The sequence below is a fragment of the Microcoleus sp. N9_A1 genome, assembly GCF_036701795.1.
In the GTDB taxonomy this organism is placed as follows: Bacteria; Cyanobacteriota; Cyanobacteriia; order Cyanobacteriales; family Microcoleaceae; genus Microcoleus.
In genome coordinates this window covers 43,950-64,192 of sequence record NZ_JAUBRI010000044.1, presented here as the reverse complement: position 1 = coordinate 64,192, position 20,243 = coordinate 43,950, and the positions used below count along the sequence as shown (strand labels likewise).

The window sequence follows — 20,243 nt, the reverse complement described above, 5'->3', positions numbered from 1 at the left end:
GAAAAATCTTCTCTTCATCCCTTGGGCTTGTCTTGGCAACTAGATTAACTGTTACCCCTACTTATTGAGCCGATACGTAGCAAGCAATGCAAGTCTTGGTTCCTCGATCAAGAGAGGAATTGCATTCCTTGCTACAAATAGGCGCTAATTTCGGGTCATTAACCGAACACAATCTCAGAGCGTATTTTGTAAATCAACGGTAATTCTCGTAGCTTAGTAGTAATACCATTTTAAAAAAAAATAATTTAACTTTAGGCAATCTTTAAATGGCTATTTAAAATCTAAAGTTTCAAAGGCTATCAGCAATGCAAATCTTGATTAATCCGCGCTCTTTTGACTTGCCTCTTGCTATTCCCCTGCCAAAGGTTGTAAATTAAAACAGAGTTAAGTTGCAATATTGGTAAGAGTATAATAGTTTGGGGCCACTAGGTTTGGGGCGAGGCGGCAAACTTGCAGCGAACAACTCAATTTTACAAATAAATCTGCGGGGTCTGCAAGCACACAGCGCACTCTCAAGCGTGCGGTTCAAGTTCCCCAATCATGAGCTAGGTAGCGGCATCCGCTGCTGAGATTTTATAATTACTAAAAAATAGCAAAAGGATAGCAGTTAAAAAAAAGCCACTGTACGCAAGAACCAAACTGCGATAGTCATCAGTCATTCCAAATCTCAAATCAAAAATATAAAATATAAAATGGTATGACATCTGTTTTTGAGTCAACTTTAACGCCTGCTTGTTTGAAAATTCTTTTAGTAGAAGATTGTGCAGAAGATGCAGAACTCCTTCAAGAACTGCTCTCGGAGCCCCAAGTAGGACAATCAATTGATCTGACCAATGTAGTTCGCCTCCGGGAAGCGATAGAAATTTTAAGCGACCAAATTTTTGATGTAATTTTATTAGATCTTTCACTTCCTGATAGCCAAAAATTTAATACTTTTTTCAGACTTCAAAATTGCGCTATAAATATTCCTATCGTCATTCTGACAGCCGCAGATGACGAAGAACTGGCTGTCGAGTTAATTGCCGCCGGGGCCCAAGATTATCTGGTGAAAAGACAGGTAGACAGCAGGCTGCTGGTACGGACGCTCAGGTGCGCGATCGCCCGCCAGAAACGGCAAGCAGAATGGCAAAAAAGTCAAGAAAAATACCAGCAGGTTGTTGGCAATATCAAAGAAGTCGTTTTTGAAACAAATACTGCTGGCAATTGGACTTTTCTCAATCCGGCTTGGACGGAAATTACCGGATTTACCGTTGATGAAAGCTTAGGAACTTCCTGTTTTAGTTACATTCATTCTGAGGATCAATACCAATATTTAAATTCGTTTAGAGGTCGGAGACCAAATCAAGAAATATCCTGTTGTTACCAAAGTCGATATGTTACCAAAAATGGAGAAATTCGGTGGGTGGAAGTGCAAGAATTTTTGATTATGGGCGGGAACGGCGAGGCACAGGGGACGACAGGAACTATCAATGATATTACAGATAAAATTTTAGCCCTTTCCGAACTAGAAGCTAGTAAAAGATTTTTGAATTATACAATCGATGCAGTTGCAGACCCACTTTTTGTCAAGGATAAACAGCACCGTTGGATACTGTTAAATGATGCTTTTTGCAAGCTGATTGGGAAGCATCGCGAGGAATTGCTGGGAAAATCGGATTATGACTTTTTCCCAAAACAAGAAGCTGAGATTTTTTGGCATACTGACCAACAAGTGTTTAGGACGGGGAAAGAAAACGAGAGTGAGGAAATATTTACGGACGCCCACGGTACAAAGCACATTCTGTCTACTAAAAAAACTGTCTTTGAAAATACCGATGGCAGTAAAATTCTCGTCGGGATAATTCGAGATATCACTGAGGATAGGCGGAAACAATTAGCGCAGCAAGAAAGCGAAGCTAGACTGCGGCAACTTGCTGCCAATTTACCGGGAATAATTTATCAATTTCGTCTCTCAACTGACGGGGAAAAAAGTTTTCCTTATATTTCTTCTGGCAGCCGTGATTTATATGAATTGGAACCAGAAAATATTCAGCAGAATCCCCAACTCATTTTTAGCTTGATTCATCCAGATGACTGTCAAAAATTTGAAGAATCTATTGCTGTTTCGGCGGCAAATATGCAGCCATGGCAGCAGGAATGGCGCACTATAGTACCGTCGGGAAAACTAAAGTGGATGCAAGGGGGTTCGTCGAGACCGGAACGAGTTGATTGTCCCACAGAAATAGGGCAGGAAGGGGATATAGTTTGGGAAGGGATGGTGCTGGATATTACTGATTTAAAACAGGCCGAAGCAGCTTTGCGGGAGAGTGAAGCCAGATTTCGATCGCTCGTTGAGAATATTCCCGGTGCTATCTGCCGCAGCTTATATGATGCTGAGTGGACGATGGTATTTATTAGCGATGAAATTGAGGTAATTAGTGGGTATCCTGCTGGGGATTTTATTCGCAACAACGGCTTAAGTTTTGCGAGCATTGTCCACGAGGCAGACAAAGAAATGGTCGATCGACAAATCAGCGCAGCAGTAGAGTCGAAACAGCCGTACAATCTAGAATACCGGATTGTTCGCGATGACGGGGCGGTGCGGTGGATGTCGGAAAGAGGTAGGCCAACTTACAATCTAGAAGGGCTGGTTTTGTGGCTCGACAGAGCGATTTTTGACATTACCGATCGCAAACAAGCCGAACTGACTCTGTGCCTGGTAACTCAAGCTGTAGACAGCGCTAGTGATGCGATCGCGATCGCAGATTTGGATGGTTATTCCGTTTATCACAATCAAGCATTTATTCAGCGCTACGGCTATACAGTTGAGGAACTAAATAATGCCGGTGGCCCAGCAGTAATGTACCCCAAATCTCAAGAATTGAAAAAGTTATTTAGGGTGCTGCGGAAAGGTTTTTCCTGGGAGACTGAAATTGAAATCAAGACTAAAAATGGCGATATTATAGAAACTTTCTTGCGAGCTAACTGCATTAAAGATAGCGCTAGTCAACCGATAGGAATGATAGCCATAATTGCCGATCTCACAGAAATAAAACGCACCGAATCGGCATTAAAACTCAGTCAAGAGCGCTTGCAGTTGGCGGTTTCAGGCAGCTCTTTGGGGCTGTGGGATTGGAATATAGCTACTGGCGAAACTTATTTCGATTTTCATTGGAAATCAATGCTCGGTTATGCAGAAACAGAAATTGAAAATAACTTCCCAAGTTGGGAAAGTTTGCTGCATCCCGAAGACCGAGGGAAGGTAATGGAAGCTTTAAACTCCTATTTGGAAGGTGGCACTGATATCTATGAAGTTGAATTTCGGATGCTCAACAAAGCGGGAAATTGGCAGTGGATTATGGCGATGGGTAAGGTAGTCGAGTACGACGAATGGGGCGGGCAGTTGCGGATGACAGGCACTCACAAAAATATCAGTGCCCGCGTTGCAGCAGAAGCAGAAAAAACGCAGTTGATCGCATCTCTGCAACAACTTACTGACCAGTTGCAAGAAGCGCAAAAAATTGCCCGCATCGGCAATTGGGAATTTGATCTGCAGGCAGGAATTATTAGTTGGTCGGAAGAACTGTTTCGAGTTTACGGTAGAGAATTGAATCGGCCACCGACAATGGAAGAACTTTTAGAGCAAATTCATCCCGATGACAAAGAAAGGTTTGCACAAGTTGTGCAAAAGGCAGTGACTGAAGGGACAGCTTACGACATCGACCACCGCATCTATTTTCCATCACGAGAAATCAAGCACGTTAACGGTAAAGGACAAGCTGTTAAAAATGAGTTTGGTCAGGTGGTGCGGCTGTTTGGCACGGCAATGGACATTACCCATCGCAAAAAAGCAGAAATTGCTTTGCAAGAAAGTGAACAGCGATTTCGAGCTGTATTTGAACAAGCGGCGATCGGCATTGTGAAAGTGTGGCCAGACGGTCAATTTTTGAATGCCAATCAAGGGTTTTGCAATATTGTCGGATACTCAGAATTGGAGCTGAAATCACGAAATGTTGGGGATATTTCTCACCCCGAAGATGTAGCAGCCGATGTCGAGTCGCGCGACAGACTGTTAGCTGGGGAAATTTTTAATTATTCCATTGAGAAACGCTTTATTCGCAAAGATGGTTCATTTGTTTGGACTAATATGACTATATCTTTAGTGCGGGATGGGTTTGGGGAGCCTAGCTATGTAATTGGTGTGATTGAAGATATTAGCGCTCGCAAACTTGCCGAGGCTATCTTGCGCCAGCAATTAAAGCGAGAACGCCTGGTGGTAGGAATGCTGGAACGCATTCGCTCTTCTCTCAATTTAGAAGAAATTTTGACAAAAACTGTTGCTGAAGTACGGCAATTTTTACAAACAGACAGGACAGTTATTTATCAGTTTAATCCTGATTGGAGCGGTTTTGTAAATGTCGAGTCGGTGGGCAAAAATTGGCTGGCTATTCAGGGAATAACTATTAACGATTCCTGCTTTAAAGACAGCTATGCTTCTGCTTACGAACATGGTCGTGCTGTAGCTGTCGATGATATTTACCAAGCTGATCTTTCCGAGTGCTACATTAATTTATTAAGTCAATTTCAGGTGCGAGCTAATTTGGTAGTGCCAGTTTTGCAAGGCGAGAAGTTGTGGGGGCTATTGATTGCTCACGAGTGCGCGGGTTCCCGCCATTGGCTGGAAATTGAGGTCGAGTGTCTCAAACAAATTAGCGTGCAGTTGGCGATCGCGATCCAGCAATCGACACTGTTTGAGCAAGCACAAACTGAAATTGCCGATCGCAAACAAGCCGAGTCAGCTTTGCAGGAATCGGAAGCGCGAGAACGTTCAAAAGCGCTAGAGTTAGAAGCAGCTATTAACAAACTCCGAACGACTCAAGCTCAGCTCGTTCAAAATGAAAAAATGGTGAGTTTGGGTCAGTTAGTTGCTGGTGTTGCTCACGAAATTAATAACCCTGTTAGCTTTATTCACTGCAATCTCAATCCGGCTCGCAATTACACTTTAGATTTGCTGGAATTGATTAAATTTTACCAGCATTACTGTCCTAATCCTCCAGCCCAAGTCTTGGATAAAATTAATGAAATAGACTTGGATTATATTGCTGAGGATTTCCCGAGATTGTTTAATTCGATGCAAGTAGGAACCGAGCGAATTGTCGAGATTGTGAAATCGTTGCGTAACTTTTCGCGATTGGACGAGTCTGCTGGGAAGTCGGTTAACATTCACGAGGGAATTGATAGCACTTTGATGATTTTGCAAAATCGGTTAAAATCTCACAGCAGTCATGGAGAAATTCAGATAGTGAAAGATTACCAACTATTGCCACAAATTGAATGTTTTCCAGGCGAGTTGAATCAGGTATTTATGAATATTTTAATTAATGCGATCGATACTTTGGAAGAACGGGACAAGCAGCGTTCGATCGAGGAGTGCGATCGACATCCCAGCACGATCGCTATTCGCAGTTATCAGGCTGCTGCAGGCTTCGTAGCAGTATCGATTGCGGACAACGGGGGAGGGATACCGGAGTCGGTGCGATCGAGGCTGTTTGACCCGTTTTTCACGACTAAACCTGTGGGCAAGGGCACGGGTTTGGGATTGTCGATTTCTCACTCGATTATCGTCGATCGCCACGGCGGCAGATTGAGCTGTATTTCAACACCGGGAGAGGGAGCGGAGTTTTTGATTGAAATTCCAGTGCGACCGAATTTAGCTGGTACGATCTCAAATATGGGGCAATAAATTAGCAATTTGTAATTGGAAATTGGGAAGCGGAAATGGGTTAATATCTCACATCTTGCACCATTCTCAAGAACAGGCAAGATACCTGTTCCACAAAGAGTGAATTTTCTTATGGAACAGGCAGGATGCCTGTTCCTAAACAAGTAATTGAGAATGGTGCAACATCTCAGTAATATCAAATACCGTAACATCGGAATTATACCCTGCCAGCGAGCATTATCCTTGCTCCTGGTCACTCGATCGCATCCCGCTGGCAGTGCACTCAGAAAATTATTATTCTGATACTCAGGTCAACAATATGAGTTATGAGTTGTGAGTGGTGAGTGAAAAATTAAACACGATCTTACTAATTACTAATTACCTTCAACTTTTACATAAAAATCGGGGAAGATTCCGAGTTACTGCTGGCGTGACAAATGCGATTTTTGCCTTCGGTTTTGGCTTGATAAAGGGCGCTGTCAGCGCTGCGAATTAGGGTGTTGGGAGATTCCTGGGCAGAAGGAATCCCTGTCGCAATGCCGCAACTGAGGGTAAGGTAGGGCCCGATCGACGATCGCGCGTGGGGCAGTTTCAAGCTGGCGATGCCGTCGCAAATTTTCCGGGCGACAGCGTTTGCCCCTTCGGCGCTAGTGTTGGGCAGCACGAGGGCAAATTCTTCGCCACCGTAGCGGGCAGTCAAATCCCCAGCCCGCTTGGTGGCGCTGGCGATCGCCCCCGCAACTTGCCGCAAACAATCGTCCCCGCCCAGGTGCCCATAAAACTCGTTGTAAAGTTTAAAAAAGTCGATGTCCAACATAATTAAAGACAGTGGCAGTTTCTCTCTTGCCAATCTGCGCCACTCTAAGCTCAAAACCCGATCGAACTGGCGGCGATTGGCAATGCCAGTCAGTCCGTCAGTAGTTGCCAGTTGCTGCAATTTTTGATTCGCTATTGCTAGCTTGCGGTAAAGTTGAGATTGTTCGATCGCGATCGCCACTTGATTTGCCAAGTGCTGTAAAAAATCTATTTCCCACTGCTGCCATTCTCTGACACCGCTGCAATTGTATGCTGTCAGCATTCCCCACAAACTATTGCCATTTTCTGCGATCGAATTCGGCAAACTTTTCCCCTGCGCCTGCGGTTTGCCACTCGCCTGCTGCCAGATATAATTTTCGTCTGCATCTTGATTTTTTTCGGCTTCCCAAACAAAAGCTTCTTGTGTTTCTTTTGCCGTTTCCCAGTCGCCAGATTGCCAAATTGGCACGCTGATAACTGCTGCAATTTCACAATCTGCTAACAATTCTTTACAACTGCCCGCCAATGGGGCAGTGCTGACATCTGCTATTGCTTGAACCGACTGGGATTCGACTAAAACAAAGCATGACACCGCCAAAGCAGCACTAATATTTTGGTTTTCAATATAACCCAATGGCAAACCATCACCTGCGACGATCGCACCTTTTTGCTCTTCCCCGTCCAATTGAGACACCCAATCCTGACACCGATAAATTAAAACCCGGTCTGTTTGGAGAAATTGGCGCACTTCTGCAACGGTACTTTGGAGAATGCTTGCCGGATCTATTGACGATCGAATATGTTCGATCATTTTGCCCAACAGTCGCTGTCGGAGAGCCTGCTGCCGCAATTGTTCTTCGATTTGCTGGCGTTCGATCGCGTAATGGATTGCCCGCACCAGCAGAGTTCTGTGAAATCTTCCCTTTACCAAACAATCTTGAGCGCCGCAGCGCAATACAGACCGCGCCATGTTTTCATCGTTGATATCTGTCAGCACCACAATTGGCAATGTGGGCCATCGCCCTTTCAAAACTGCGATCGCCTCGCTTCCCCTCAAGCTGTCTGACAGTGACAAATCTAATAGTACGGCGTCAAACTTTTCTAATTCCAGACACCCGGCTCCTATCTCCAGAGACTTAACAGTTTGGAGAAGAAATAGAGACTCGCTGAATGACCCTAGAAGGTCTTCGATCATTGTCGGATCTCCGAGGTCATCCTCAACCAACAAAATTTTCAGACATTGGTTACGTGTTAACACAACTATAGCGTTCGGAGCGGGTCTAAGGCAACTTTTTTGTTTTGAGAGCGATACTTGCGATCGGCCAATATTGCTGCTTATCAAATTCACTATACACTCAAACTATCAATTTAGCCCTCCATTAAAGTTTACATATCCGGCGGGAGTGAAACGATTTCAAACCAATACTCACATAAAGTCTTCATTACTTCAAGCAATCCTTCAAAAGTCACTGGTTTGGATATGAAAGAATTGGCTCCCAAGCGGTAGCAAAGCAAGATATCTCCTCTGCGGTGGGAAGTTGTGAGCATTACAACCGGAATTTGTTGCAAATGAGGGTCTGATCTGATCAAAGTTAGTGTTTCTCGCCCGTCCAGCCTCGGCATATTCAGATCCAAAAGTATCAAGTCTGGCTGGTGCCAATTGCTGCTACCAAGATATTGACCACGACGGTACAAGTAGTCTAGCACTTGTTCTCCATTTTCCACAAATTCGCTCGTAATTGCTAATCGAACTTCTCGCAGTGCTTCCCCCATCAAAAAGCGCGTATCCTCGTCATCGTTTGCTATTAAAAGAGTAAATTTTTTCTTTTGATAATTCACCGCTTTGCCTCAGTGCGAGCGTCTTTTGTGAGGTTGCGGGACTTTAAACCGTGTCTGAGTACCTGCACAGCATCTCTTGCCATCATCCGGTAAATCTGGCTGAGAACACTGAAAGTGTGTTGCAGCAATTTACCGTTTTTCTCGATTTGCAAAGGTTTGCGAATCATGCTTGTTTCACTTGGCCGTCTGTCCCAGAACCGACAAACTGCAAACACATCACAAATTCTTCTCCGCGAACTACTAGGGAAACTATTGCATCCCAAAGCAAGATGCTCTGGATACAGTTGAAAAAAATTAACAAGTCTTGCACGCACCGCTGATTTATAAGTTGTATAAGGATAGAGCTAATAGATTTATATTGATAGATTTTTACCTCAATGTCATCAGTGAATATGCTACACTTTATAAGCATTTTTGTAAAGAACAGATAAAGATGTTTAAAGCTTAAGTAAATGACGGGTGACTGCTTCAAGCCCACTTATGACTTCACTTTGGTAGAGGAATAGAAAAATAAAAAGTCGAGCCTCGATTGGGTTCTGATTCTACCCACAGGCTGCCGCCGTGCCGATCGACAATTCTTTGACAAATCGCTAAACCGATACCAGTTCCCGAATACTGTTTTTGGGTGTGCAAGCGCTGAAAAATCTGAAAAATTCGCGGATGGTACTGTGAGGCAATCCCAATACCGTTATCCTGCACTGAAAACACCCAGCTATCCCCCTGACGCGAAGCGTCCACCTGCACCACCGGCGCCTCACTGCTGCGGTACTTAATCGCGTTACCAATTAAATTTTGAAACAGTTGCAGCAGTTGAAAACAGTCACCTTTTACCCTTGGCAAATTCCCCCTAGTAACTGAAGCTTGATTCTCGCGGATTGCCAAATGCAAATTAGCACAAGCATCCTCAAAAACCCGATCGCAATCTATCACGTCAAAAGGTTTCTGACTGCGACCAACCCGCGAATACTCCAGCAAGTCATCAATCAGCGCCTGCATCCGCTCGCAAGAATTAACAATATTGCGGATAAATTTATTCCCTTGGGCATCAAGTTGGTTGGGAAAGCGTTTTTCTAATAGTTGAGCGTAGCCAGCAATCGTGCTCAAAGGCGCTTGCAAATCGTGAGAAGCCACGTAAGCAAACTGTTCTAGTTCGGCATTAGAACGAGTTAATTCTTGAGCGTAGCGGGTTTGAGTGTCTAAACTCTCTTGCAGCAATTCTTGTACCAGCTTGCGTTCGGAAATATCTTCGATCGCACAAATCAAATACTGCGCCGTCCCCTCGGCGTCGCGCATTGCCGAAACAGTAACATTCCCCCAGCGCACTGCCTGATCTTTGCAGATCAAACGCTTTTCCAGAGAAAAAGTTTGCATCTCCCCGGACAACAGCGAGCGCACATATTCTCTGTCCGCTTGTCTGTCATCCGGGTGAGTAATTTCCTGCCAATTTTGCTGTAACAATTCCGATTCTGCATAGCGGACAATTTGACAAAAGCCGGGATTCACCCGTATAAATTGACCGCAGAGCGCGGTTTTCGCTATGCCGACTGCCGCTTGCTCGAAGATCGCGCGGAAGCGTTCTTCGCTGTCTCGCAGGGCAATTTCTGCTCGTTTGCGATCGGTAATGTTGCGAAAGGTTACTGCCAGACCATCGTTTAATTTGACCGCCACAATGTGCAGCCAAACAATTGTATCTTGCTCCTGTTCGTAATAAAATTCTTGGTCTACAGTTTCTCCTGTTTCTACTACAGAAACATACAAATCAAATAACCCATTATTGCTAACTTGGGAAATTTTGGCTAACAAATTCTTGCCAACAATCTCATTTAATAGCAGACCATAAAATTTTTCGGCAGCAGGGTTGATTAAGAGCCACTGGAAATCTACAATATTTCCCTCACTGTTGCGGACGGCAGAATAAGCCACCACACAGTCTAAGGAACTATTTAATATGCTAGCAAGCAGCGACTGTGACTGTTGCAGTTGATAATTTTGTTCTTTTAATTGCTGTTGCAGTTTTTGCAAGTGGACTTGCTTGTCGATGCGTGCTAAAACTTCTTCTACTTGAAATGGTTTAGTAATATAGTCAGCGCCTCCTACTCGAAAAGCTTGTAATTTATCGTTCATTTCATCTAATACACTTAAAAATATCACCGGAATTTGTTCGGTTTCCGGTGTCGCTTTCAGTTTCCGACAAACTTCATAACCGTTCATTTCCGGCATTCTAATGTCGAGTAAAATTAAATCCGGGCCATGGGTGATCGCAACATTTAATGCCAGTTGACCGCAAATAGCTCGGTAAACTTGATACCCTTGGGATGTTAGCAGTTTGGATAAGAACCGCAGATTGCTCGGTTGGTCATCAACCACCAATACTTTAATTTCGCTATTATCCATTTATTTTAAACTCGATTGAGTTAAATCCATTATCCTGTCGAGTCGGTAATCGACCAGCAAATCTTTTAAAGCATCAGCTAAGGTTGGATTACTTTCAGAAATGCGATCGACAAGTTGAATCGCCAGCTCTTCATTAACATCATTAGCTGCGTCGTAGAGTTCATGCACCCAGCTTTGAGGCATCTGAGCCAGCAGCCCTCCGAAAAATGAATCGGGTTTTTCGTTCACACAATAACGTCGTAAAGCCCCGACTGGGGGGCGGGGCAACTCTTGATAAAGATAGCGCACTCCCAAGTAGCAAGCCATCTTGTCAAAGAGGATTTGTTCTTGAAAAGGTTTTCGCACAAAATCGTCGCAACCTGCGGCGATAATTTCGCCTTTTTTTTCCTCAAAAGTGCTAGCAGTCAGAGCAATAATTACAGTTCGCCACTGAGTTTGTTTCTCTTTCGCTCTAATTTGTCGGACAGCTTCAAAACCGTCCATTACTGGCATTCGCGTATCCAGCCAAATTAAATGAGGCTGCCAACTTTCCCAAAGTTGAACCGCTTGGTAGCCATTTTCCGCTTCTCGGACTTCAAAACCAATTGGTTGCAACATTTTAACCAGCAGCAGCCGATTTTCTTGATTGTCGTCAACTGCTAAAATCCGATAAACCGGTTGATCTGCTTCTAGTCCGATCGCCCGCTGCAATGTCGCCACTGTTATTTCAGACGAAATAGCGGCAAATACTTGGATATTAAATTTAAAACTTGTTCCCTCACCTAAAACACTTTTTACCCAAATATCCCCACCCATAATCTGCACGTATTTTTTAGTAATTGTCAAACCCAATCCCGTACCGTCAGCCGCTTTTCTGCCTGCTTCTGTTTGCATAAAAGCATCAAATAAAGTGTCTATTTCTGCGGCTGCTATGCCAATTCCCGTGTCTTCAACTTCAAACAAAATTAAAAATGGCTCGACGACCGAGGTAGAGTTAGGATAAATTTCCGATTCTGCGAGCTGCTGCTTGCTTTCTGCGCTCACGCGCAGCCAAATACTGCCGCCCTCGCGAGTAAATTTCATGGCATTTCCCAGCAGGTTAATTAAGCAGACGCGCAGCTTTTTTTCGTCAGTTTTTATATATTGGGGAACATTCGCCTGCACGGAAAATCTCAGTTGCAAATTTTTGGTTTCAGCTTTGATTTGAAACATCTCTTCGAGAGTGTCGAGGAGTTGATAAAGGTCAAAGCTGCGTTCATCTAAGCCAATTATCCCTGCTTCTATTTTCGACAAGTCTAAAACATCGTTAATTAGTTCCAGCAAATGTTGACCGCTGCGGTTAATAATTCGGAGATTTTCGATATTTTCGTGGCTGAGTAAAGAGTCGCGACTCATGACTTGGGTGAAACCCAGGATGGCGTTCAGAGGAGTCCGCAATTCGTGGCTCATGTTGGCAACGAATTGACTTTTTGCTAGGGATGCAGCGGCAGCGGCTTCTTCGGCTTTTTTGCGTTCTATTATTTCTTGTTGCAGTTCGGTATTGCGATCGATTAATTGTTTTTTCAGTCTTTGGATAGTCAGTTGGTGTTCAATTCGCGCTAAAACTTCTGCGACATGAAACGGTTTTGTGATATAATCTACCCCTCCAACTTGAAATGCGCTTACTTTGTCCAATACTTCATCTAAAGCGCTGATAAAAATAACGGGAATTTCTGCTGTCTTCGGATCGGCTTTGAGCTGGGTGCAGACTTCGTAGCCGTCCACTTCCGGCATTTTGATGTCGAGCAAAATCAAATCGGGAGAACCAGAGCGCGCAGCTCTGATTGCCATTTTGCCGTTAATTACGCCGCGGACTTTGTAGCCCCGATCGGACAGCGTTGCTGATAAAACTTGCAAATTTTCTGGAGTATCGTCAACAATTAATATGTTGCCTTTATTTTCTTCTATTTGATTTTTGGTCATCGATCGCTATTTTTTGTTAATTTAAGAATTGTTGAAATTATGAAAACTGCTTAAATACTCATTATAGCACTCCCTCTTCACTCAACTGCTTTGATATTTACAGAACTTATCGTAGTGAAGATTTGAGATTTGAGATTAAAAAATTGGGAATGACTGATGATTACTAGGGTGTGGAGCTTGGCTACAAGTAAATTAGCCGATCGCCCGCAGGCGAGTTTACAAATAGGCGATCGACCTACATCATCCATAATCCTGAACCTGCCCCTATCCCTTCTTCTTTCATCCTTCAACAATTTCTAAACTCCTCAATCAAATCGATAATCCGATCACATCGGAAGTTATTCGCCAAATCGGCGATCGCCCTGCGGAAACTAGCATTAATAGGAGGAATCGACAACAACAGCCGAAAAATCTCCTCGTTATCAACCGCATCCGCCGCAGAATACAATTCATCAATCCATTCAGCAGGCATAGCTTGCAAAAATGAAGTATTGAGCGTAAAAGCCAAATCAGCCGTTTCAGTTGCCGTGGAAACCTCGGCGGACACCGCAGCATCAGAACTTAGCGAAGCTTCTCGATCATAAACATAGCGGACTCCCAGATACTTAGCCATCTTTTCCAGAATCACTTGCTCCCGAAAAGGCTTCGCTACAAAATCATCGCAACCAGCAGACAAAATCAGCGATCGCTCCTCATCAAAAGCACTTGCAGTCAGAGCAATAATCACCGTTGCTTGACCTTTCAAATGCGCTTTAATCTGTTTAGTAGCTTCGTAACCGTCCATCACCGGCATCCGCATATCCATCCAAATCAAATGAGGTTCCCAACTCGACCACATTTCCACAGCTTCAACGCCATTCTCAGCTTCCTGCACAGCAAAGCCAAGGGATGTCAGCATTCTGACCAACAGCAAGCGGCTTTCCAGGCGATCGTCAACAGCTAAAATCCGATATTCGGGCTGTCCGGGTTCAATACCCACCACTCGGCGAGCTGTTTGAGCCACCTGAATTTCCACTGCATTAGGGAGCGAAACTTTAACATCAAATCTAAAAATGCTGCCGCGACCGAAGGTGCTTGTTACCGTCATCTTCCCTCCCATTAACTGAACGAACTGCTTGCTGATTGGCAAGCCCAAACCGGTTCCTTCTTGAGCTTTTTTCCCGCTTTCTGTTTGCGCGAAAGGTTTAAACAAATTGTCCATTTCTTCCGCAGAAATTCCTGAACCAGTGTCTTCCACTTCAAATAGCAAAGAGCAAGTCTCACTTGGCGAAATTTCTGGGTTATTTTTATTTTTTAGCAGCTCATGTTTAATTCTCAAATTAACACCACCTTCCGCAGTAAATTTAATAGCATTTCCGACGACATTTATCAATACTTGTCGCAACTTACTTTCATCAGTTTCTATATAGTGAGGCAGATCGGGTGGGCAATCAAAAATTAACTGCAACCCTTTTTTTTTGGCTTGCAGCTTCAGCATATTTTCAGTATTTTTTAGCATTTTGTGCAAGTTGAAGGTGCTGTTATTAAGTGTCACCAGCCCGACTTCAATTTTTGACATTTGCAGAATATTGTTGATTAGAACCAGCAAATGTTCCCCGCTCTGGGTAATAATTCCTAAGTATTGCTGTTGGTCGGCACCGAGGTCTGGGTCGCGGGCTAGCAGTTGGCTGAAACCGAGAATTGCGTTGAGGGGAGTTCGCAATTCGTGGCTCATATTCGAGAGGAATTCGCTTTTTGCCCTGTTGGCTCTGTCGGCTTCTTCTTTGGCTTTTTGCAGGGCTATTTCAGCTTGTTTGCGTTCGGTAATATCGCTAGCAGTGCCTGTTGTGCCGATGATGTTTCCTCCAGGGTCCATGCGCGCGATCGCCTTGGTATTTATATCAATCTTTCTGCCGTCTTTTCCTAATACTATATTTTCGTACTGAAACACAGTTTTTCCAGTCAGCAAGCGCTGCTGAAGTTCCCATTTCCAGTCTATTTCTCCTGGGGCTAAGAAATCGCTAAAAGTACAGCCTAGCATTTCTTCAGGCTCATAACCATAGATTTGTTTAACTGCTTGGTTCACAAAACTAATATGCCCTTCAGCATTGCAAGACCAGATAATATCTTGGGAAGTTTCAACTAAATGACGGTATTTTTCTTCGCTCTCTGCAAGGGCTATTTCTGCTAGCTTGCGTGGGGTAATGTCCATCAAAGTTGTGAATAGTTTTGTCACTTGCCCTTGTTGGTTGACAACTACTTCTCCTCTGGCTTCGATGTAGCGGATGAAGCCGGCTTCACTTATTTGTGACGGGCAATTATCCGCAGCAATTTTCGGTTCCGGCCGCAGAATTCGATATTCCAAAGTGTAAGATTGCCCGCTAGCAATAGCAGTGTCGATCGTTGTTTGCCACTTTTGTTGATCGTCCGGATGCACGTATTGCGAAAACTCAGTTAGTGTTGGCGCAGGTTGGGTTGGATCGAGACCAAAAATCCGAGATAACTCTTCTGACCAAGTAGTTGTGTTGGCAGAAAAATCGCATTCCCAATTACCGACACGGGCGATTCTTTGCGCTGCTGCTAAAGAAGCCGCTACAGCTCGGAGTTTTTCTTCGGCTAATTTGCGATCGCTAATATCTTGAATCACAGAAATCATGCAGGTTTCGCCATGAATGTCAATGATTTCTGCTGACAGCAGCCCGGTTCTGAGCTCCCCGGTTTTAGTGCGAAAATCAAATTCGTAGTTAAGAATAATTTGTTTTTCATCTAACATTTTAAACAACTCGGCGCGGGCTTGTATATTTTCCCAAAGATTCAAATCAATCGCCGTGCGACCGAGAATTTCTGCCGCCGAGTAACCGATTATCTGGCAAAAAGCCTCATTAATTTCTAAATAACGACCGTCATTAAATCTGGTAATAGTAATCGGGTTGGGAGAAGAACGAAAAGCTTTAGCAAACTTTTCCTCAGACAACCGCAGTTGTGCAGTTCTATCCTCGACTAAAGTTTCCAATTCTTGATTCAGCTTTTGGAGTTGAGCATTTTGTTCCGCTAATTGCTTCTCCCTAAAATAGCTGTTAATCGCTTCTTTTACCGTCAACTTCAAATCTTCTGACTGCCAAGGTTTCGATATGTATCGGTACAATTTAGCATATTTAATAGTATTCGCCACTGCTTCTAGGTCTGCTTGCCCCGTCAGCATAATTTTGATAGTTTTTGGCGAAATTCTGTGAATCTGCTTCAGCAATTCGTCCCCTTTGATATTCGGCATCAGATAGTCGGAAATCACTGCTACGATTTCGCAGTCCTCTGCCAGTAATTCCTCGATTAACTCTAAAGCATCTTCGCCGCCTTCAGCGGTTTCTAATAAGTGTTCTTCCCCCAGGGTTTTTTTTAACTCAATTTTCAAACTTTCAAGAATTATCGGTTCGTCATCCACACAAATAATCACAGGTTTATTATTCATATTTTTGTCAAACCAGATTTTATAGTTTCTACTAATTCTTTGCGATCCCACGGCTTGTACAAACAACGGTGCAAGTTTGCTTGCTCTTTAACCCGTGTTATTGCTACTTCGTCGGCTTGCCCGGTGAGCATGACTTTCACAATTTTAGGATATTTTTGGTGAACCATAATCAAAAAATCATCTCCTTTAATCCCTGGCATTAACCAGTCAGATACTATGACCAAAATATCACTTTCATCTTCTTTTTGAATTTCCTCCATAATTTCCAGAGCTTCATCTGCATTTTCTGCTACTTCATAGAGGTAAGCATCCCCAAATTCTTTTTTAAGTTGAATTTTTAAACTATTTAAGACCACAACTTCATCGTCAACGCACAAAATTACTGGTTTAGGCATAAAACTTTACTTGTATTGAATTTTAAAACTTGGGCTTTCCCCTCTTTTTTAAATTGCTCTCAAGGGATTCCGACGGGCAAGGATATAGTAAATTTTGTTTGACCAGGCACGCTTTCTACTTGCAGTTCACCTTGGTGTTTTTCCAGAATTTTTTGAACTATATCTAATCCCAAACCACTGCCTTCCCCTGGAGGTTTAGTTGTGAAAAACGGCTCAAAAATTCTCGGCATAATCTCTGGGGGAATCCCTGAACCACTGTCGGTAATACTGACTGATATTGCGTTCGGTTGGTGTTTGACATCAATTTTTAACACTCCTTTGTTGCCCATCGCTTGTAAAGCATTGTGAACCAAATTTGTCCAAACTTGATTGAGTTCATCAGGATAGCATAGCACAGAGGGCAAATTAGTACCATAGTTTCTGACCACTTCCACACCGTGTTTGATTTGGTAGTGGTAAAGCGTTAAAACAGTATCGATACCGTCGGTAATATTAGCGATTACTTTGGAACCCGACTGGTCGTAACGAGAGTAGCTTTTCAAAGCAAAAACTATTTTAGCTGCCCTATCTGTGGCAGTAGCAATATTTTTAGTGCTTTTTTGTACCGTAGCAAATTGGTAGGCAGTTTGTACAATATTTCGACTTTGGCTGTCTTTCAACAAAGGTAAAAAAGGTTCTACATTATTGCCGATGCCGATATCTAATAAGGTACAGGCAAGACTGTCGGCGTCGTCAATATTTTCTGATTCTAATTGCCCCTGCAAAAGTTTTTTCAACTGTCGTTTTTCTTTACTAGATAATGTGTCTATTTCTTGGCTGGAATTGTCCAGCAAAGCAAAGAAATCCTGTCGCTGTTCCGGGGATAGCTGTTGAAAAAATATCGGCAACTGCTGCAATTGTTCCGTCCAGAAGTCGGCGATGTTCTGCACAGAAGAGCGAATCGCCCCTAAAGGAGAATTGATTTCATGAGCAACTCCGGCAATTAACTGTCCGAGGGCTGCCATTTTTTCTGATTGAATGAGTTCTTTTTGAGTCCGCTTCAGTTCTTCTAAGGTATGAGATAATTCTGCATTTTTTTGGGACAGCGCTGACTCGGCTATTTTGTGGGCGTTGATGTTGCGGGCAACCCAAATGACTGCATCTTTTGAGAACAGAGAAATACAGGCAGAAAACCAAATTTCGCGACCAGAAACTGTTAAGCTGTAGTCAAAATTGATAGTTTGTTGTGTTTCTAACACTTGCTGAATTAACACCCACCAATCATCCGGGTTGTCGTCGTCAAAAAAATGTTCTATGGTCAAGCTGACTATATCACAATCAGGCTCAGAAGCCGCTGCCAAATTCGTTGGCAAAACTTCTATGTTCCTCTGACTGTCTAGCACGAGAACGATGTCGGTCATCGCTTCAAAAACGGCGCGGACTTTCCTTTCAGAAAAGTGCAATTTTTCTTCGAGCAATTTTGTGTCACTAATTTGTTGCTGCAATTCTTCGTTACTGGCTGCTAGTTGAACCGTGCGGTCTAGAACTCGCTGTTCGAGTTCGGTGTTGAGGCGGCGAACTTCAGCTTCAGCGGTAGTGCGGTCTTGTATTTCCTTTTTTAACTGACTGTTGGCATTAATTAATTCTAAAGTTCGCTGTTTGATTTTTTCTTCCAAATTATCATTTAAAATTCGCAACTTTTCCTCTACTTCTGTTCTCCGCAACGCTTCTTTTTGCAATTCTTCGTTCATTTTGTTCAACTCCTGAATTTTGTCGGCAACTGTTTCCTGCAAAAGCTCGACATTTGCGTGCATTTCTACCGGATCTAAGGCCTGCAGCAGGCTAATTTTAGTCACAATTCCGGCTAAATATCCTTCCTCGTCCACCACCACCAAGCGCCGGATGCCGTGCTGCTGCATTAATTGGTGAGCCTGCCACAAGATGGCTTTTACCTGCAACGGTATCAGCGGAAAACTCATGGCGGCGGTGACGGGAGTACGTGCGAAATCTAGTCCAGAAGCTTGGAATTTAACAATGTCGGGTTCTGTAATTATGCCCACAGGTTTCTGATTTTTGTTGTCGCTGTCAGTGCAAATGACTATGGAGCTTTTCCGCTGGGTTCTCATCTGTTTTGCGACTTCTAAAACTGAGGCGCTGCTTGAGGTAACTATTAATTGTGTAGTCATAATTTCTTCGGCGCGCCACATTTTCAGCAAGTCTGCCGATTGGAAGATTTGACGGATGCTTTCGCAGGTGATAGCGCCTAGCAAGTTGCCACTTTCGTCTAGGAGGGGTAAATGACGGATTCTTTTCGTTAGCGCAGCCCTCGAAGAGGATCGCAATATGCTCAATACCTTGAAGATATTTCCCGCTTGATAGAGGGAAATGGCGATCGGATTTTCAGTCATTACCTCAGAAATTGCCACCCCTGCTAGCGGTATTTCGCTAGCAGTTATTTTCACAACATCGCGTTCTGTAAAAATTCCGAGCAATTGCTGCTCAAACGCGATTAAAATGCAACTGGCACTCGCCTGAGTCATGGCAGCAATTGCTACTTTCAAGGGTGTGTCTGGAGGCAGCACCGGCGGTTTGGGGTCGGGAGCCTGTTCTAGCAAGCTTTGGGTATCAGAAACTGTTGTTGACATTGGCAAATCAAGGGGGATAGATGCAGGCGGAACCGGCACTTAATACCATTTTAGATTTCCGATTTTACAGTTGCGGTACGCTAACCGCAATCCAGGTTTGACATCGGTCTAGAGTTGCATTTTTAGTCGCGCATTGGTATGATTTTTAGTGCGATCGCGCTAAACGGCGATCGGAATTAACACCATACACGTCCTTTGACCGATAACTGATGTTACTTCTATTTTACCCGAATGTTTTTCCACACTTTTTTTAACAATCTCCGTCCCCACACGCTGCCTTCGTCGGCGGGTTTGGTGGTAAAGAACGGATCAAATATTCGTGGCAAAATTCCCGGGTAATTCAGTTGCCACTGACGAGCAGGCTCTGATTTTATGCTCTCACCTCTACTTTTAAAACTCGGCAATTCTCTATCGCTTGTAAACCATTGTGCATCATATTTATGGAAACTTGTTTGAGATCGTCTGGATTACACAACAATTTAGGCAGTGGAGCTTGACAATTCCTGACAACTTCTACTCTGTGTTTTAGTTTTTTTAATCAAAAGTCAATAGAGTTTTAATGGGTCAGTAATATTGGAAATTACTTTTATACCATACAGTTAGATCGAGAATATTTTTTAAATTAAAATTTTTATTTGTGGCTCTCTCTCGCCAATTTTCTTCTTGGGAATATGTGAATAAATGGCAGAAAATATCTGACTGAATCCGCCATTTAAGCAGCCTTTGATGAAATCTTTGATTGCCGTGCAAGTTTATGGATTCCTTCAGTTGAGCAAGCTGGTTGCTAGATTCATAAATTTCGCGTTTTATTTCTGTAAGTTCTTGCCCTACAAAATAGGAATATGGAGATTCTGGGCACAATAACCGACAACTTCAAACTCAGCGTTTTTGAGAGCACTTTAATAGCTTTCTCGGAATATTAACCTGGTTTCCCTGAGATGAAACTTGCTGTGAGCGATACAAGCTGCTACTAAATATAATATCCTGCCTCAGAGGCTGTTGGCATTGAACATCTATAACTGTAGCTATGTGTTGCATTAACTAGCAGCCCAGAAAATCACGGTGCCCGCAATTGTAAATAATAACCCTGCCTTTGCGCGCAAGCATTC

Annotated in this window: 10 protein-coding genes; 1 reads left to right on the top strand and 9 read right to left on the bottom strand. The window is 43.5% G+C overall.

Annotated elements, in window-relative coordinates; translation table 11 throughout:
- Positions 1–697 precede the first annotated feature (697 nt).
- A complete protein-coding gene (locus QUA58_RS19915; protein WP_333395469.1) occupies positions 698–5,722 on the top strand; it encodes a PAS domain S-box protein in 5,025 nt (1,674 codons plus the stop codon).
- A gap of 370 nt (positions 5,723–6,092) precedes the next feature.
- Here the strand turns inward: QUA58_RS19915 and QUA58_RS19910 are convergent, their stop codons facing one another.
- From QUA58_RS19910 to QUA58_RS19870, 9 genes are all read right to left on the bottom strand, one after another.
- Complete coding sequence (locus QUA58_RS19910) at positions 6,093–7,754, bottom strand: diguanylate cyclase domain-containing protein (RefSeq protein WP_333248166.1); 1,662 nt, start codon at positions 7,752–7,754, stop codon at positions 6,093–6,095.
- 128 nt (positions 7,755–7,882) lie between these two features.
- Entirely contained in the window at positions 7,883–8,335 is a 453-nt protein-coding gene (locus QUA58_RS19905; protein WP_333248168.1) for a response regulator, read from the bottom strand.
- The gene (locus tag QUA58_RS19900; RefSeq protein ID WP_333248170.1) at positions 8,332–8,502 is read right to left on the bottom strand and encodes a hypothetical protein; all 171 of its coding nucleotides are present in this window, start codon (positions 8,500–8,502) and stop codon (positions 8,332–8,334) included. The genes QUA58_RS19905 and QUA58_RS19900 overlap by 4 nt, the downstream gene beginning before the upstream one ends.
- Before the next feature lie 319 nt (positions 8,503–8,821).
- A complete protein-coding gene (locus tag QUA58_RS19895; protein WP_333395467.1) occupies positions 8,822–10,729 on the bottom strand; it encodes a PAS domain S-box protein in 1,908 nt (635 codons plus the stop codon).
- Positions 10,730–12,670 carry a response regulator gene (locus tag QUA58_RS19890; protein ID WP_333248174.1) on the bottom strand — a complete coding sequence of 647 codons (1,941 nt, stop codon included), beginning with the start codon at positions 12,668–12,670 and terminating at the stop codon, positions 10,730–10,732.
- A 77-nt stretch (positions 12,671–12,747) separates the two neighbouring features.
- A complete protein-coding gene (locus QUA58_RS19885) occupies positions 12,748–12,918 on the bottom strand; it encodes a hypothetical protein (RefSeq protein ID WP_333395465.1) in 171 nt (56 codons plus the stop codon).
- A 38-nt stretch (positions 12,919–12,956) separates the two neighbouring features.
- The gene (locus QUA58_RS19880) at positions 12,957–16,115 is read right to left on the bottom strand and encodes a PAS domain S-box protein (RefSeq protein WP_333395463.1); all 3,159 of its coding nucleotides are present in this window, start codon (positions 16,113–16,115) and stop codon (positions 12,957–12,959) included.
- On the bottom strand, positions 16,112–16,510 hold the full coding sequence (locus QUA58_RS19875) for a response regulator (RefSeq protein ID WP_333248177.1): 399 nt from the start codon (positions 16,508–16,510) through the stop codon (positions 16,112–16,114). Before QUA58_RS19875 ends, QUA58_RS19880 begins: the two co-directional genes overlap by 4 nt.
- A gap of 59 nt (positions 16,511–16,569) precedes the next feature.
- The gene (locus tag QUA58_RS19870) at positions 16,570–19,134 is read right to left on the bottom strand and encodes a CBS domain-containing protein (protein ID WP_333395462.1); all 2,565 of its coding nucleotides are present in this window, start codon (positions 19,132–19,134) and stop codon (positions 16,570–16,572) included.
- Positions 19,135–20,243 lie beyond the last annotated feature (1,109 nt).

Bases quoted from the DNA above. Each gene is read 5' to 3' on its own strand.
- QUA58_RS19875 (WP_333248177.1), bottom strand. From the start codon at position 16,510: ATGCCTAAACCAGTAATTTTGTGCGTTGACGATGAAGTTGTGGTCTTA.
- QUA58_RS19885 (WP_333395465.1), bottom strand. From the start codon at position 12,918: ATGGATGATGTAGGTCGATCGCCTATTTGTAAACTCGCCTGCGGGCGA.
- QUA58_RS19895 (WP_333395467.1), bottom strand. From the start codon at position 10,729: ATGGATAATAGCGAAATTAAAGTATTGGTGGTTGATGACCAACCGAGC.
- QUA58_RS19900 (WP_333248170.1), bottom strand. From the start codon at position 8,502: ATGATTCGCAAACCTTTGCAAATCGAGAAAAACGGTAAATTGCTGCAA.
- QUA58_RS19880 (WP_333395463.1), bottom strand. From the start codon at position 16,115: ATGAATAATAAACCTGTGATTATTTGTGTGGATGACGAACCGATAATT.
- QUA58_RS19890 (WP_333248174.1), bottom strand. From the start codon at position 12,670: ATGACCAAAAATCAAATAGAAGAAAATAAAGGCAACATATTAATTGTT.
- QUA58_RS19870 (WP_333395462.1), bottom strand. From the start codon at position 19,134: ATGTCAACAACAGTTTCTGATACCCAAAGCTTGCTAGAACAGGCTCCC.
- QUA58_RS19915 (WP_333395469.1), top strand. From the start codon at position 698: ATGACATCTGTTTTTGAGTCAACTTTAACGCCTGCTTGTTTGAAAATT.